We start from the raw sequence: 15706 nt of genomic DNA on the forward strand, positions 1-15706 counted from the left end.
GGCCTCCTCGGGGCCGACTCTCCCCTCTCGTCAAACTACCACAGCGTTTATGTTTCTTCGGGGGCATCGTCCGGCATGGCCAGTCTCAGGGATCTCGGGCTCTCCGAGTACGAAGCTCGAGCCTACCGATCGCTTCTCACCACCGGCCCCACAACGGCCAAGGAGTTGTCACGGGCGAGCGACGTGCCGATGGGGCGGATCTACGACGTGCTCAACAGCATCGAACAGTACAATCTGGTCCGGAGCCAGACCGCCAGCCGGCCGAAGAAGTACGTCGCCGTCGAGCCATCGACGGCGCTCGATCGGCTGCTTGAGGACAAGAAACGCGAACTCGACGAGAAGGCGGACCAGTACGAGTCGATCGTCGACGACCTCGCCGACGAACTCGATGCGGCCGAACCCGTCGAGGAACAGTTCTGGACCGCCGCCGTCGGTCCCGAGGAGACGATCGACCTCCTCTTAGAGCGCCTTGCGGCTGCCGACCGCAATATCGTAATGGTGTCGTCACATCCCTCTCCCCAGTGGGACATGCAGGCGGTCAGTGAGGAGATAAATGCTCAACTCGAGGACGCCCTCGATCGGGGCGTCTCGGTCGATCTGTTGATGACTCGCGAGATGGTCGCCTCGATGTCGGAGGAAGTGGGCCGGCGGTATCGGGAGACCTTGCAGCAACGCGACGACTTCGACGTCCGAACGCACGACGACATCACGGGCTCGTTCAACATCATCGACGGGGTCGAGGTCTGTATTCAGGTGCCCAATCCGCTCTCCTCGGGCGAGGCCTTTGGCATGATCGACCTCAAAGATCCGGAGTTCGCCGCGAACGTCCACGAGGAGTTCGTACCCCGATGGGAGGAAGCGGAGCCGCTCGAGTTTTAGTTCGCTATCTCGTCGCGAAGCGCCCCCATCTCGACCACGCGCTCGGCGTGGGCGTTGTGCTGGTGGATCGACTCGTCGTTGGACTGGCTCATTGTGATCACCGCGTCGTCGGGCAGGTGGTCGAACTCGTCGACGACGCCCTCGGCTAACGCGCGGACGCAGTCCTCGACGAACTTCGCGTCGGCGTGGGCCTCGTAGGTCATGTGGTCCTCGTCGGGTCGCTTCGCGAGGTTGTAGATCCGCGCGCTCATCGAGTCCCGCGCGATGTCGATGATGTCGTTCAGATCGACCGCGGGATCGCCGTTTGCCTCGACGGTCAGCGTGGCGTGGCCCCGCTGTGAGTGTCCCGGCTGTGGGACCTCGTCGAGGAACTGCGTGATCGTCTCTTCCTCGACGCCGAGATCCTCGAGGGTCTGCTTCGCGCGGGCGGTGGACATCCCCTGCGAGCAGGGGCAGACCGTCATGCCGGTGACGTTCGCGCCGATTTCCTCGCGGGTTCCGTCCTCGGTCGCCGTCGCCGAGGCCACGATATCGACCGTGTGCTGGGTCTCGCGGTCGCTGGCCGGCGTCTGCTCGCGGCGCATGAACTCGGCTTCCATCGATACCTCCGTTCTCGAGGTGTAGTCGTGTCGCTTGAGCAGTCGTTCGGCGGCCTCGCCGCAGACCTCTTCGACCCCGTATGCCTCCTCGCGGGTGGCGTCCTCTAAGATCTCGTCGATGACCTCCATGTTGCGGCTCATGTCCGCCCCCTTTCGCCAGCCGGGGAGGTCGACGAAGACTTCGAACTCCGCGGTGAGGACGATCGGTCGCTTGCCCTCGCGGGCGATCTTGACGAGTTTGTCGACGCCGGTGACGCCGACCTGGCTCAGGCCGACGGTCACGTCGGGCGACGTCGCCTGCACGTCCGGCAACTGATGACTCATTGCCCGCATTCAGGGTAGCGGGCGATTCAACCTTTCGGAACCAGTAGTAACTGGCTCGGCGGGTGAGGAACTCCGGTACTACTCGAGCGGGTCGTCGATTCTTTAAGTACCTCTGGTCACAAGGTAGAGCTATGACGGGAGGACGGTCGTTCTGCACTCCAGTGGCTCACATTTGATAGTCACGACGCTGTGTTCTTCGCTCTCCGCGTTCGATTGGCAAACGGACAGCGGTTCGGGTGACAACGGGTCCACGAGTCGTTCACGCGATCGGAGAGCCGATTTGCCATCTCCCACGGAAGGGTGAGCACGAACAAGAAGAGCAGCGTCGCACCTAGTCCGGTGAGCAACCCGTCCGTGACACGAAGTGCGAGGAAGGCGGCCAGTCCGGTACCGAGTATCCTCGCAATACGGCTCAGGTCCCACTCGAACAGGACGGCTCGGAGGGCAGACATTATCTCACCACTGGGCGGGATTGTATATAGTCTTGGGGCCAGAAGAGCGGGGTACGGCAGCGGAACGTAACATACGCGCCGTTGAAATACGTCTCACTTCGATCCAACCGATCCACGTGCGGTGGCGAGCGCTGTGGTGCGGTGAACGAAAGCGAGGCGCACGAAAGCGAGGCCAGCTTTAACCGGTTCATTTGCAGACGAACTCGCTAGATCGGTCATCGATTCTCGAGCGATCGCCTTCTGTATGCCCGGTCGCCGACATCGACCGCACTCGTTCTTTAAGTGCCTCTGGTCACAAGGTGAAGCTACGAAGGGCATTCGTCACCCGGTCTTCTCGCGTCTCGTTTCCGCATACTCGAGCCCCAGCTATGACCACCGTCCCGACACACGTCCACGAGACCGTCGACGACCACCTGACGGCGATCGAACGCGAGCACGACGTCACGGTCGCCCTGGCGGTTGCCCGCGGAAGCCACGCCTGGGGGGCGGCGAGTCCCGACAGCGACTACGATGTCGGGTTCGTCTTCGTGCCGACGGATCTGCGCCGGTACGCTCACCTCGAGGGTGCTCCCGAGACCGTCATCGCGGACCGCGGTGAGTTCGAGTATCAGGGGTGGGACGTGCGGACGTTCGCACGCCTGCTCGCGGACTCGAACGAGGGGGCGATCGACCTGCTGCGGAGTCCGATTCGCTACCGCCTCGCGTACGACCCTGCCGACCTCACCGCATATATCGAACGAACGTACAACCCGATCGACCTCTATCACACGTGGCGCGGGATCGCAACGAGCAACTACCGGAAGTACGTCTCGCACCATCTGGTCCGAAACGACGACGAAACGTTCCCGATCATCGACACGGCGGGTGGAGAGTACACCGTCGAAACCGACGACGGAACGATGACGGTCTCGGCGGACGACGAACGGTTCACCGAAACCCAGACGAAACCGACCGTCAAGCGAAACCTGACGATCTGTCGGGCGGCCATGTCCGCATACTATCTCGAGGAGACCGGCGAGCGCGGCGAACACGACCTGCCGGCCCTCGAGTTCGAGACCTTCCTCCGCGAGCAGGCACCCGCAGTCTTCGACGCGGATCGGATCGACCGCGCTCGCGAGTTGCTCGAACGGAAACGAGCGGGCGAGGGCGACGCCGTAATCGGCGACGCCGTGGGTCTCGAGTTCGCCCACCCGCCGAAAGCGATCGATCCCGCGATTCACGCACGCGACGGCCCCGACACCGAACGGCTGAACGGGTTCATCGACGAGATCATCGCGGCCGTCCGGTAGCTCGAGCCACGTACCAGCCTCGCTTTCGTTTAAGTGCCTCTGGTCACAAGGTGAAGATACGACGGGAGAGACGCCCGGGTTCTGCCGAGAAATTCGTTCCCGAACAGCGACGGCTCGGGCTATCGATCGCTCGATGATGCTCGCCGTTCGTCCCTTCCTCGAGCAGTCGTTCTTTAACTGTCTCTGGTCACAAGCTAATGCTACGAGGAGCTTTTCGCGGACTCACTCACTCGAGAGCGGAGCGGTAGCGATCGATATCGCTCGAGCGCGGAGTGGCAACGATCATCATCGCTCGAGCGCCGCTGCTATCGCCCGCTATCTGTTAGAAAGGCTGTTAGTCCAGGTAATCGGCCACTAAACGGAGCGAGCCTTTTTCACTCTCCCTCTCCGAGCGACAGACGATGCAAGACGACGGTGCCGACCCTGGTCCAGATTCCGAGCGAGCCGCGGTCGTCGCGGACGGCGTCGAGCCCGAGCTCGACCCCGAGCGCCGCCTCGAGACCCGGCCCGGTTCCGGGTCGCTCTCCCGGGCGGACGTCCAGCGAGATTCGACGGTCCGCCAGTGGGGCGTCGTTACGCCGAGCGCGACGGTCATCGGCCGCGCTGACTCCCCCGACGCGGACCTCTCCGAGAGCGTTCGTCGCCTCCACGACGAACAGCACGCGGCGACGCCGGGCTACAGCGAACGCGCTCACCACCTCGATCGGCTGCGGACGACGCAGGCGCTGTGCAACGCCCTCGACGTGACGCCGTGGCAGCGCGATTTAGCACTCGGCGTCATGGACGAGATTGACCTCACTGAGTTCGGCAGCCAGCGAGCGATCGAGAAGGTCGCGCTGGTGGCGATCCGCCACGTCGTCGACGTCGACCGCCAGCAGTACTTCGGGCTGGACGAGATCGACGCCCAGACGCTTTCCGCCGACCGGATGGAGGAGCTGTTCGCCCAGTACCGCGCCCACGATATCACCGATGAGGAATCGTTCAAGCGCCTCGCGGCCGACTATGGACTGGACACGACGAGTCTGAACCGGCTCCGCCGAGTGCTGAAATCGCAACTCGAGGACGAGCTCCCGGCCTACGGCCGGAACCCGTACCGGGACCCGAACCTGCCGGACGCGACGGATGCGGAGACGAACGCCGCCGACGCGGCTGCCTCCGGATCGGAGAGCTAACGGGCTGGGCTATCAACTCAGACCGGTGTTACGCTGCAGCCGCCTCTCACTGGACCGTCGTCACCCAATCACGAGCCTCCCTCCACTGCTGCTCGAGCCGCCTACACTTCGTCTCGAACCGTCTCCAGCCGACTGCCGGTGACCCGCGACTTTTCCGTGGCGACTGCCTAGGATCGCTATGGCTGACGCTGATACCGGATCGACGCCGGAGACCGCGGATCGACTCACGATATACGCCGACTACGTCTGTCCGTTCTGTTATCTGGGGACCCGCTCGCTCGCGCAGTACCGCGAGGGCCGTGACGAGCCACTGGCCGTCGAGTGGCATCCCTTCGACCTGCGACGGGGGAAGCGGAACCCGGACGGTTCGATCGATCAGGACGTAGACGACGGCAAGGACGACGAGTACTTCGAGCAGGCGAAAGAGAACGTTCGCCGGCTGCAGGAGGAGTACGGCGTCGAAATGGCCCAGGAGCTGGCGATCGATGTCGACTCGTTCGACGCGCAGGTCGCCTCGTGGTACGTCAAGCGCGAGTATCCCGGCCGGTGGGCGGCGTTCGACGACTCGATCTACACGGCGCTGTGGCAGGACGGCCGCGACATCGGAGATGTCGACGTCCTGGCCGACCTCGCCGAAGACGCCGATCTGCCGGCCGACGAGATTCGCGATGCCGTCGCAGACGAGAGTCTCCGTGCGGAGCTCGAGGATCAGTTCGCCGAGGCTCAACAGCAAGGAATCACCGGCGTGCCGACGTTCGTTTCGGACGGTCGCGCTGCTCGCGGCTCGGTGCCGCCGGAACACCTAGAGCGGCTCGTCGAGGGCGAGTAGTAGGACTACTCTAGCTTGTCGAGCCCGTCGAAGAAGTTCGCTTGCGGACCGACGAGCGTCACGAACTCGTCGGCGAGCGAGACGGACACCGTCGCGGGCGGCTCGAGGTGCCGTCGGTTGCGCCCGTCGCTGATCGCGTAGGCCGTCTCGGTTCCGGAGACGGTGAGTGTTAGTTCGGTATCCGGTTCGACGACTAGCGGCGGCATCGACTCGGTCGCGGCCATCTGCGTGACGACGAGCGCGTCGGCCGACGGGTGAACCAGCGGACCGCCCTCGCTGAGGTTGTAGGCGGTCGAGCCCGTCGGCGTGGCCACGAGGACGCCGTCCGCGTGGCTCTCGGTGTAGCGCTGGCCGTCGACGGTGATCTCGATGGTTGCCCCGCCGCCGTGGCCCCGCCGAGGGCCGTGAACGACGACTTCGTTGAGCGCGGGTTCGAGTGTCCAGTCCTCGTCGACGCCGGTCGCCTGCAGCCGCGCCAGTTCGCGGCCCTCGACGGTGCCCGTCTCCTCGAGTTCGGCGACGAGCGCGGTGACAACCTCGAGCGAGTCAGCGGGGGCGACGGCGTTGAGAAAGCCGACTTCGCCGAGGTTGATCCCGAGGATCGGCGCGGGGCTGACCTCGCGCGCGACGAACAGCAATGTTCCGTCGCCGCCGATGCTCACGACGAGATCGCGACTCGCCATCGCGGCGACCGGGACGGCGGTCGCCGCGATCGCCCCGCCGGTCGCCTCGTCGACGACGGCGCTCGCGCCCGACCCCTCGAGGGCGTCGACGAGGCTCGCGGCGAGGTCCTGTGCACGCTCGTTGTCGCGTTGGGCGACGATTCCGACGTCGACGTCCATCGTCCGCGGCTAGCCCCCCCGTCGTCAAAAAGCCACGCTTGTTCCCGTCGGCGGCAACAAGCTTAATCCGGGTGGAACGAATCCGGTCACGTGAACGCCCGCGACGACCACGTCGCAGTGTCCAGTATGGCAGCTGTCTACTCGAGTACCCCCGTCGCGTCGCCGTCGATCCCAGCGGTCGGCCAGTTTGCGATTTCTGTCGGCCGCCCCTGCTGGTTCCGGCGACGGCCCGCAGGTGGTCGCCGTGAGTGACGACGTCACCGACTGGTTCGACCGGGCACTCGAGGACGAGGACGACGGCGATCGATCCGGGTCAGAGCAGGATGTCGACGATCTCGAGGACGACGACACAGACGATCATCTCGACGACGATTCGGCCCGGGATCAGCGCTCGGAGACTGACGACGTGGCGGACGGCGACTCTCTGTTCGAGGAGGACTTCGGCTCGGCGTTACAGGACATCGAGGCGTCGGAGCCGGCCGCCGTCGGTGACGACGGCGACGCGGCGGCCGATCTCGAGGGATTCGATGATCTCGACTTCGTCCTGGGAAGCGACGAACCGGACTTCGACGAGGAGCTCGATTCGGAACTCCCTCGAATCGACCTCGGTATCGACGGGCTCGATCAAATGATTCAGGGCGGCGTTCCCGAGCGCTCGCTCCTCGTCGCGATGGGCGGTGCCGGGACCGGGAAGACGACCTTCGGGCTCCAGTTTATTACCCATGCCCTCGAGCGGGACGAACGGGCCGTATTTATTACGTTAGAGGAGAGCCGCGATCGGGTCATCAACAGCGCGACCGAAAAGGGGTACGCCTTCGACGAGTACGTCGCCGACGGCCAGCTCGCCGTGGTCGACGTCGATCCCATCGAGATGGCCAACAGTCTGGCGTCGATCCGCAACGAACTCCCCGCGCTCGTCGAGGAGTTCGACGCCTCGCGGCTCGTTCTGGATTCGGTCTCCTTGCTCGAGATGATGTACGAGGACCGGGCGAAACGCCGCAACGAAATCTACGATTTCGCCCGAAGCTTGAAGGGGGCAGGGGTCACCGCGTTGTTGACCAGCGAGGCGTCCTCGGAGACCGCCTACGCCTCGCGGTACGGGATCGTCGAGTATCTCACGGACGCCGTCTTCGTCCTGCAGTACATCAGACCGGACGACTTCCGCGAGACGCGAATGGCGATCGAGATCCAGAAGATCCGCGATGCGAACCACTCTCGAGAGAAGAAGCCGTACGAGATCACGAGCGAGGGGATATCGGTCTATCAGCAGGCGAACCTGTTCTAGCGGCCGATTCGGTGCCGGTTTCTCGCAGTGCTATAGTAGCCACTGCACGTCATTGCACGCCTGCTCGACCGACAGCTGTCCGATCAGTGTGTGAATCGTTTCAGTGGCTACTATATCAGTGGCCCGTTACAGCGGCGGTCGAGCCAGTAACAGCGAGTTAGGACGCCGTTCGCTGCCCATACTTTTGCGGGCACGACCGCCATATTGGCACATGGCCCAACGGACGACCGCCGACGAAACACTGCCGCGAGAGGAACTCGCCGCGTACTTCACAGACCTCGCAGCGGAGTTCGAGCGGGGCGACGAGGAGGTCACCATCCCCGTCGGGAACAAGAACGTGTCGCTCGACCCACCAGAGAACATCGACCTCTCGGTCGAAGTGGTCGAACGATCGTCGATGCTCCGAGGGAATCGTGAGACGGTCGAGATCGAACTCAGCTGGAAACCATAGTATGGCTGCCGCGGACTCAATCCTGATCTTCGTGCTGAGCTTGCTCGTGGGAACGATCGGTATCCTCGCGGGCGCACGGCTAGTGTTAGACAGGGATGCGAGCTTTGTGAACGCGGCAGTGACGGCGCTGATCGGCGCGGTCGCGTGGGCCGTTACGAGCTTCTTCGTCGGCTGGGTTCCCCTTCTGGGTGTCCTGTTAATGCTGATCGTCTGGGTCGGCGTCATCAACTGGCGCTACCCCGGCGGCTGGGGCTCCGCCGTCGCGATCGGGTTCGTCGCCTGGATCGTCGCGGTCGGAATCGTCTACCTGTTCGCGGTGGTCGGGCTCGTCACGCCCGACGTGCTCGGTATCCCCGGCGTTTAGCCGGCGTCTAGCCCGTCGGTCCCGCCATTGAGGAGGGAGGGAAACCCCTTTTTCCGTCCGCGCGAGAGGCTAGCGCAGAGATCGATGTACGAGACGATTTTGTTCCCCACCGACGGCAGCGACCACGCGGCGACCGTTGCGGAGCACGCGATCGATGTCGCGGCCACGAGAAACGCGACCCTACACGTCCTCTCGGTCGTCGACGACCGCGCCTTTCTCGTCCTCGACGACGAGCGCGTCACACACGTCCGCGAGGACCTCGAGGCGACGGCCCGCAAGGCGATCGACGACGCCGTGACGCGGGCCACGGCGAGTGACGTCGAGACGGAGACGGCGGTCGATACGGGCAATCCGGCGGAGTGCATCGTCGACTACGCCGCAGCCACCGACGTCGATCTGATCGTGATGGGAACCAGCGGTGACGAGTACGAACAGAACGTCGTCGGGAGCGTCTCACAGCGTGTCGTCCGCGAGGCTCCCGTCCCCGTTACTACCGTCGGTCCCACCGTAGACTCCTGATTTTGGCACGGACACGCACAACAGATCGGGCGGCGGACCTGTCCCCTGTCGTGGCCCTCGAGCACTGCTGATTCGACTGGAATGGTCGCTCCCCGTCACCCATCGGATCAATCACATACGGTTTGATATGGGTCCCGTGGCTAGTACCCACGAAATGCGTCGATCGCTCGTGATCGCGGCCGTGTTACTTGCTCTTGCGTTCGTGCTCGTCGGCGGTCCCTCGATGTTGCTGTCGCTGTCGACCGGCCAGTTCACGGCTGAGGACCCGGCCCCGGAGAAGCCGACTCCCGACGTCGTTTCGTTCGATAACTCCGAGAGCGGGTTCTGGGAGTATCTCAGTCCGCGGGAGGGGTTCCAGAAACGCAGTCCGATCAACGTGATCGTCCGCGGTGACGTCGACGATATCGAACGAATACTGACCGAACCGGGCGGCGGCGACTGGTCGGAAATCAACGAATCGGAGGAAGAGGCGGTGCCGGACACGTACGCACTGACCGGTGATGAAAACGTCTCCGAGAACGAGACGCAGGCCGAGACCGATTCGGCCGCCAACCTGACGGCCGATTCGGCCACCAATACGACTGCCAACGCGACGAACGAGTCGGCCAACAATACGACCGCAGACGAACCGCCGGCCGACGAACGGCGCGGACGAATTCCCTCGCTCAACTGGGGCGAGGCCGACGGCGGCGTCCGCTACGCCTACATCGATCCCGGCTCGAACGAGAGCGGCTACTGGACGACCGAGACGCTCCAGCTCGAGGACGGCGATTACTACGGACAGCGATATCACATCCGGCTCTACGAGAGCCCCAACGAGGACGACGACTGGGTGGCCATGCAGACCCACTCCGAACACTTCGACTGGTTCACGTTGCAACACCGCGTCCACGGGTCCCAGTCCGCCCAGCGAAAAGTCGAGTCCAACTTCATGGCTCACCCGCAAGTAGACGTTCAGGAGGATGTCACCCGCATCTACCTCGATAACGGCAACTCTTCCGATGCAGACGGCTGGGCTACCCTCGTCGAACTCGCCGGATTGCTCGTCATCCCCACGCTGGTCGGCATACGGTCCCGCAGGCGCGCCGCCGACGCTGCGAGTGATGCCGGCCGGTCCGCCGAACAGGTCCGCCAGCGGACGCCCGACGCCATCGACGATCATCTGACCGACATCGACCGCCGGCGGATCGCCGCCGCCTACGACCGCGTCGAGGTCGGCCATCTCCTCCTCCTCGTCGCCATCGTCGCGCTCTACCTCGGTGTCCGGGCGGGCGGCATTTTTCTCGAGCACCGCGCCGAGTTCCTCACGCCCCATCAGATCGCCGCGTTGCTCTATCCGGTGATCGGCGTCGGGATTCCGGCGACGACCTACCTGATCGCACGCGGACTCACGCGCCGGCTCGACGCCGCCGTCGTCGCCGCGGGCTCGCTTGCGGTCGCGGTCTGGCTCGACTACGGCATGCTCGGCGTCGACGCGCTTCCCCTCGAGGTCGTCGTCCAGCGCATGCTCGTCGTCGTCGCGCTCGGCCTGATTGCTGGCGGCGCGGCCAAACGCGCGGCTCGCGACTCGAAGTTCAACGACATGCTGCTGGTCGGCACCGCGATGTGGCTGCTGGTACTGGTCGGAACGCTGTTTGGCTACCTATGACATCTCTCACCGTTCGGAAACGAGGAATTCGAACCCGAAAACGTGGCTGAAACGGCGCGTAATATCGATTTATCGTCGAAACGGGACCTGATCGACCGACTTCGAGGGTGACTCTATGGTGGCGAGTCCTTAAGTCGTTGCAACATCGTTATCTACACGAAATGGCTAGCCCACCCCGCCAACGCGAACGAGAACCTGAAACGACAGAAAAAGAACAGGAACCGGAGCGTGAGCGGGTGTGCGACGAGTGTAACGGAGGGACACTCGTCAAGAGCGAGGATCAAGGGGAACTCGTCTGCGACCAGTGTGGCCTGATCGTCGAAGGGACGAACATTGATCACGGGCCGGAGTGGCGCGCGTTCAACCACTCCGAACGACAGAACAAGTCCCGCGTCGGCGCGCCGACGACCCAGACGATGCACGACAAGGGGCTGACGACCTCGATCGACTGGAAAAATCAGGACGCCTACGGCCGCTCGATTTCTTCGGACAAGCGAAACCAGATGCGCCGCCTGCGCAAGTGGCAGGAACGAATCCGTACCAAAGACGCCGGCGAGCGAAACCTCCAGTTCGCGCTTTCGGAAACCGACCGGATGGCATCCTCGCTGGGCATCCCCCGCTCGGTCCGCGAGGTCGCCTGCGTCATGTACCGGCGCGCGCTCGACGAAGACCTCATCCGCGGGCGCTCGATCGAGGGCGTCGCGACCAGCACCCTCTACGCCGCCTGCCGCATGGAGGGCATCCCCCGCTCGCTCGAGGAGGTCGCCGCCGTCTCCCGGGTCGAGCGCAAGGAGATCGGCCGCACCTATCGCTACGTCGCCCAGGAACTCGGCCTCGAGATGGAGCCGGTCAACCCCAAGAAGTACGTCCCGCGCTTTTGCTCCGAACTCGAACTCTCCGAAGAGGTACAGGTGAAAGCCAACGAGATCATCGATACGACGACCGAGAAGGGGCTGCTATCGGGCAAATCGCCCACGGGCTACGCCGCCGCCGCGATCTACGCCGCGTCACTGCTCTGTAACGAGAAGAAGACCCAGCGCGAGGTCTCCGACGTCGCGCAGGTGACCGAAGTGACGATCCGAAACCGGTATCAAGAGCAGATCGAAGCGATGGGAATTCACGAGTAAGCCGGTTTCGAGCCCATTTTAGCTGTCGTTGCGGGTGGTCGTATCTACGGTGCCAGTGCGAACTGGCACATGTGCGGTCTGTTCACCGATAGTTGGGACGTTCCTCCTGATAGCGATCAGCAGAGAGCGCGCTATCGGATTGTCGGTCGCTCGAGAAATGCGCCGGCCGGGAATTGAACCCGATGGCGAGACGTTCCTGCTCGCTCCGCTGTGCGGGCTCCGTCTCGCGTGATTCGATTCCCTCGTGGCACACCGGTTGCTCGCCGTTTGCTCGCAACAGGATGCGCCGGCCGGGAATTGAACCCGGGCCGCGAGCTTGGGAAGCTCGAGTCCTACCACTGGACCACCGGCGCTCGCTCACTTCGTTCGCTCGCGCCGAGGATCGCAAATCCTGCGGATTTGCTCACCACCGGCGCACTACTCACCCAAGCATATCTTCCGGTCGCACTTGAACGTAGCGCTCTCGAACTGGCCCACGTGCCCGCGGCGACAAAAATCCGTCCTCGAGTCGCAATCGATGCAGACTATCAGTACGTATTACGTGTCCACCGTGGTAGCGAGTCGTGTCGAAAGACGCGACGTGTCCGGGTTGGGGTAGTGGCTATCCTTCAGCCCGTCCGGCTGAGACGCGCAGTTCGATTCTCGCACCCGGACCTTCCACTCGGCCGCCTTTTGAACGCCGCCTCGAGTCGTAGCGCTTCACCGAAATCGACCGTTCGGGCACTTTTTTCCGGAGAGGGCAGCCTATTTGCCCGCGGCCGGCATAGGATCCCGTATGATCGACCTTCGCTTTTCCGACGGAGAACTGGAACGGCAGCGCGACCACATCACGGCGTTCATTCGCGACCGGGTCGACGCAGCGGGAGCCGACGGTGCCGTCCTCGGGCTCTCCGGGGGGATCGACAGCACGCTGACTGGCTATCTCGCCGCCGAGGCTCTCGGAGCCGAGAACGTCCACGGACTCGTCCTGCCGGCGACCGTCAGCAGCGAGGGGAACATGAGCGACGCCGAACTGGTCGCACAGGACCTCGAGATCAGCTACGACGTAATCGAGATCGAACCGATCATCGATACGATCCTGTCGACCTATCCCGAAGCCGAAGGCGACCGCGAAGCCGTGGGCAACGCTCGCGCCCGCGTCCGGGCGGTCCTGAACTATCTCGTGGCCAACCACGAAAGTCGGCTGGTCCTGGGGACCGGAAACCGCAGCGAGGCCGCGGTGGGCTACTTCACCAAGTACGGCGACGGCGCGGTCGACTGCCACCCGATCGGGAACCTCTACAAGGGACAGGTCCGCCAGCTCGCCCGGCACGTCGGCGTTTCCGAGGAACTGGCCGCGAAGACCGCCACCGCAGAGCTGTGGGCCGACCAGACCGACGAGGGCGAGCTGGGGATCAGCTACGAGACACTCGACGACATCCTCGCGACCCACATCGACGGCCCGCTCTCCGTCGCCGCGACTGCCCGGCTGCTCGAGGTTGACGAAGAAACGGTCGAACGAGTCCGCGGGATGTACGAACGCAGCGAACACAAGCGCAACGCGCCGCCCGCCCCGGAGCCCCTCGAGTAAGGTTTCACTTCCGATCTCTCACTTCTGGCGCCACTCGTCCTCCAGCAACCCGTACCAGTACGCGTCGTGATACTCACCGTCGACGAATTCGACGTCGCGGTGGACGCCCTCCTGCGTGAAGTCGACGGACTCGAGCAGTCGTCGCGACGGTTCGTTGAACGCGAACACGCGGGCCGAGATCCGGTGGAGGCCGAGCTGATCGAACGCGTACCGGACGACGCGCTCGACTGCGTCGGTTCCGTAGCCCCGCTCGTGGTGCTCCGGTGCGATCCAGTAGCCGAGTTCGGCATTCCGGGCCTCCCGGTCGAAGGAGTGGAGCCCGACCGTCCCGACCGGCGTCGAATCGTCGACGATCAGGAGCACGACGGTGTCGTCGCCACAGACATCGTTCTCAAAGAACTCGCGTTCCTGCTCGCGGTTCACGGGCCTCGAGCGACCGATCGGCCGCCAGATTCGCGAGTCGTTGACCTGCGTTTGCAGAAACTCGAGATCCTCCTCCTCGATCGGGCGTAGCGTAACGCGGTCGCCATCCAGAAACACCGGTCCGGGCATACCAGCCCAATTCCTGTAAGCGAATAAGTCACTTTCCCCCAACCGTCGTCCGCTGCTCGATCCACGTCACCTACTCGAGCAACGCGTCGATATCGTCGGCGTGAGCGGCGACGAGGTCGGCGAAGGCGGCGGCCTCGCGTCGCTCCTGCGTCGCACGCTCGCCGTCGTCTCGGATCCGGCGTTTCAGGGCGACCAGCGCATCGGTCTCGTTTGTCGCGATCTCTTCGGCGACCGATCGAGGATCGTCATCGATGCGCGAAATGAGTCCGATCCGTAGCGCTTCCTCGGCGTCGATCGACCGTCCCGAGAGCGCGAACTCGAGCGCGTCGCCTTCGCCCAACACCCGGGGCAACCGGACGGTCCCGCCCCAGGCGCCGAACAGCCCGAAGCTGACCCCCGGTTCGCCGTAGGTCGACTCGGGCGTGCCCACACGAACGTCACAGGCTAGCGCGAGTTCGAGGCCGCCGCCGCGTGCGGGCCCGTCGATTCCGGCGACGACGACTGCGGGAGCGTCCTCGATCGTTCGCGCGACGCACTGGCCCAGGCGCGCGAAATCGGCCGCGCGGTCGCGATCTCCCTCGAGTGCGGCGACCTCGTTTAGATCGGCTCCCGCGGAGAAGGCCGGGCCGCGCCCGCGGAGGTAGATCACCGGCTCGTCGGCATCGTCGATCGCCGCCTCGAGGGCCTCAAGGTCATCCACGGAGAGGGCGTTGCGTGCCTCGGGGCGGTCGATCGTGACGGTGCGAACCGATCCGTTCGTGTCAATGTCGGGCATGGCAGCAGTCGACCGGGCGTTTCCAAAGGTCTTTGGCTCCGCCCTCGTAACCCCCCGCTAATGGAAGAGGCCGACAGCTGTCGGCGTGCCGCCCTCGAGGCCGTTGCGGACGTCGAACCACCACGGCTGCACGAATATCTCGACTCTATCCTCGATCGAGCGTCGATGGTCCCCGCGGTCCTCACCCTCGAGAGCGCTGCAGCGATGCGCACTGAGGGTCGCGTCCTCGAGGACGCGGACGAGCCGCGCCGCGACGGCGAGTCCGAACCCGATCGGAACCGAACGCAAGCCGCCGGCCCCGATCGCGAGCCCACTCGCATCACGACCCACGCGGCCGGCGTCCAACTCATCTACGAGGGGCTGCGACTGACGCGTTCGCTCGCTCACGACGAACCCTGGACGGCGACCGACGCCGAAGCCAGCGACGCCGACCTCGGGATCCTCGCCGCCGACATCCTCGTCGCCCGCGGCTTCTACCTGCTGGCGCGCACCGACGCCGCCGACAAAGCCGTCCGAACGGTGCAGTCGTTCGGTCGCGACCAGACCCGCCGTGAAAATCTCGAGTCCGGAGCCGAAACCAGCGCCGGCACCGCCGTTAGCATCGACGGCGGCGATCCCGCATCGACCGATGCGAACCTCGAGCGAGACGTGCTCGAACTGGCCGTCCGTACCGGCGCCGTCGCCGTCGGCGAAACCCCTTCACCCCGATTGCACGCCGTCGTCGCGGAGTTCGCCGCCGATGTCGGCACCTCGTTTCCCCCAGTCGCGGACTGTCTCACCGACCTCCACGCGCGGGCTCGAGAGCTGTCGCTCGAGGATTCCACAACCGATCGAGCGACGTCCGCGACGGATCCCTGACAGACGAACGCAATCGCGGGATGGGGCTGCGACAACCCGGCGCACGGCCCGCTCGAATCGAAACCCATAAAGACGACTCCGGTCAACGAACAGATGCGTGCCTGGGTAGCTTAGCGGTAAAGCGCGTCCTTGGTAAGGACGAGACCCCGGGTTCAAATCCCGGCCTAGGCT

General features: G+C 64.5%; 17 protein-coding genes and 2 tRNA genes. 13 read left to right on the forward strand and 6 right to left on the reverse strand.

Translation table 11 applies throughout. The features are described from left to right. Positions 1-75 precede the first annotated feature (75 nt). Positions 76-879, forward strand: a complete 804-nt coding sequence (locus tag ACEWFR_RS06190; RefSeq protein WP_226040182.1) for a TrmB family transcriptional regulator — start codon at positions 76-78, stop codon at positions 877-879. Here ACEWFR_RS06190 and mptA read toward each other — a convergent pair. After that, positions 876-1802, reverse strand: a complete 927-nt coding sequence (mptA, locus tag ACEWFR_RS06195; RefSeq protein WP_374060207.1) for a GTP cyclohydrolase MptA — start codon at positions 1800-1802, stop codon at positions 876-878. The two genes, ACEWFR_RS06190 and mptA, sit on opposite strands and share 4 nt — an antisense overlap. A 179-nt stretch (positions 1803-1981) precedes the next feature. Beyond that, positions 1982-2254, reverse strand: a complete 273-nt coding sequence (locus tag ACEWFR_RS06200; protein WP_374060208.1) for a hypothetical protein — start codon at positions 2252-2254, stop codon at positions 1982-1984. A gap of 368 nt (positions 2255-2622) precedes the next feature. Here ACEWFR_RS06200 and ACEWFR_RS06205 point away from each other — a divergent pair, with 368 nt between their 5' ends. The 3 genes from ACEWFR_RS06205 (at position 2623) to ACEWFR_RS06215 (ending at position 5544) form a co-directional block, all read left to right on the forward strand. Then, a complete protein-coding gene (locus tag ACEWFR_RS06205; protein WP_374060209.1) occupies positions 2623-3543 on the forward strand; it encodes a DNA polymerase beta superfamily protein in 921 nt (306 codons plus the stop codon). A 401-nt stretch (positions 3544-3944) separates the two neighbouring features. Further along, on the forward strand, positions 3945-4715 hold the full coding sequence (locus ACEWFR_RS06210; RefSeq protein ID WP_374060210.1) for a DNA-directed RNA polymerase subunit epsilon: 771 nt from the start codon (positions 3945-3947) through the stop codon (positions 4713-4715). 178 nt (positions 4716-4893) lie between these two features. Next, entirely contained in the window at positions 4894-5544 is a 651-nt protein-coding gene (locus ACEWFR_RS06215) for a DsbA family protein (RefSeq protein ID WP_374060211.1), read from the forward strand. A gap of 5 nt (positions 5545-5549) precedes the next feature. On the opposite strand, the gene ACEWFR_RS06220 is transcribed toward ACEWFR_RS06215, so the two are convergent. Continuing rightward, positions 5550-6386 (reverse strand): NAD(+)/NADH kinase, encoded by an 837-nt coding sequence (locus ACEWFR_RS06220; protein WP_374060212.1) that lies wholly within the window; start codon positions 6384-6386, stop codon positions 5550-5552. A gap of 235 nt (positions 6387-6621) precedes the next feature. On the opposite strand from ACEWFR_RS06220, the gene ACEWFR_RS06225 reads away from it, so the two are divergent. From ACEWFR_RS06225 to ACEWFR_RS06250, 6 genes are all read left to right on the forward strand, one after another. Then, positions 6622-7671 (forward strand): KaiC domain-containing protein, encoded by a 1050-nt coding sequence (locus ACEWFR_RS06225; RefSeq protein ID WP_374060342.1) that lies wholly within the window; start codon positions 6622-6624, stop codon positions 7669-7671. A 211-nt stretch (positions 7672-7882) separates the two neighbouring features. Next, the gene (locus tag ACEWFR_RS06230; protein ID WP_374060213.1) at positions 7883-8122 is read left to right on the forward strand and encodes an amphi-Trp domain-containing protein; all 240 of its coding nucleotides are present in this window, start codon (positions 7883-7885) and stop codon (positions 8120-8122) included. Between the two features lies 1 nt (position 8123). Continuing rightward, positions 8124-8486 (forward strand): hypothetical protein, encoded by a 363-nt coding sequence (locus ACEWFR_RS06235; protein ID WP_374060214.1) that lies wholly within the window; start codon positions 8124-8126, stop codon positions 8484-8486. Positions 8487-8570: 84 nt separating this feature from the next. Further along, positions 8571-9005: a universal stress protein gene (locus tag ACEWFR_RS06240; protein WP_374060215.1), complete on the forward strand. Its 435-nt coding sequence runs from the start codon at positions 8571-8573 to the stop codon at positions 9003-9005. Positions 9006-9159: 154 nt separating this feature from the next. Continuing rightward, on the forward strand, positions 9160-10653 hold the full coding sequence (locus ACEWFR_RS06245) for a hypothetical protein (protein ID WP_374060216.1): 1494 nt from the start codon (positions 9160-9162) through the stop codon (positions 10651-10653). A gap of 161 nt (positions 10654-10814) precedes the next feature. Further along, complete coding sequence (locus tag ACEWFR_RS06250; RefSeq protein WP_098724717.1) at positions 10815-11780, forward strand: transcription initiation factor IIB family protein; 966 nt, start codon at positions 10815-10817, stop codon at positions 11778-11780. Between the two features lie 282 nt (positions 11781-12062). Here ACEWFR_RS06250 and ACEWFR_RS06255 read toward each other — a convergent pair. Then, positions 12063-12133: transfer RNA gene (locus ACEWFR_RS06255), tRNA-Gly, on the reverse strand. Between the two features lie 422 nt (positions 12134-12555). Here ACEWFR_RS06255 and ACEWFR_RS06260 point away from each other — a divergent pair. Further along, complete coding sequence (locus tag ACEWFR_RS06260) at positions 12556-13350, forward strand: NAD+ synthase (RefSeq protein WP_374060217.1); 795 nt, start codon at positions 12556-12558, stop codon at positions 13348-13350. Positions 13351-13368: 18 nt separating this feature from the next. On the opposite strand, the gene ACEWFR_RS06265 is transcribed toward ACEWFR_RS06260, so the two are convergent. Both ACEWFR_RS06265 and ACEWFR_RS06270 read right to left on the reverse strand, forming a co-directional pair. Then, positions 13369-13902 (reverse strand): GNAT family N-acetyltransferase, encoded by a 534-nt coding sequence (locus ACEWFR_RS06265; protein ID WP_374060218.1) that lies wholly within the window; start codon positions 13900-13902, stop codon positions 13369-13371. 70 nt (positions 13903-13972) lie between these two features. Next, the gene (locus ACEWFR_RS06270) at positions 13973-14677 is read right to left on the reverse strand and encodes an enoyl-CoA hydratase/isomerase family protein (protein ID WP_374060219.1); all 705 of its coding nucleotides are present in this window, start codon (positions 14675-14677) and stop codon (positions 13973-13975) included. A 60-nt stretch (positions 14678-14737) separates the two neighbouring features. On the opposite strand from ACEWFR_RS06270, the gene ACEWFR_RS06275 reads away from it, so the two are divergent. Continuing rightward, positions 14738-15535, forward strand: coding sequence for a hypothetical protein (locus ACEWFR_RS06275; RefSeq protein WP_374060220.1), 798 nt, complete (start codon positions 14738-14740; stop codon positions 15533-15535). A gap of 99 nt (positions 15536-15634) precedes the next feature. Further along, positions 15635-15706 (forward strand) — tRNA-Thr (locus ACEWFR_RS06280).

Origin of the sequence: Natrinema sp. H-ect4 (assembly GCF_041894845.1) — an archaeon.
Taxonomy (GTDB): Archaea; Halobacteriota; Halobacteria; order Halobacteriales; family Natrialbaceae; genus Natrinema.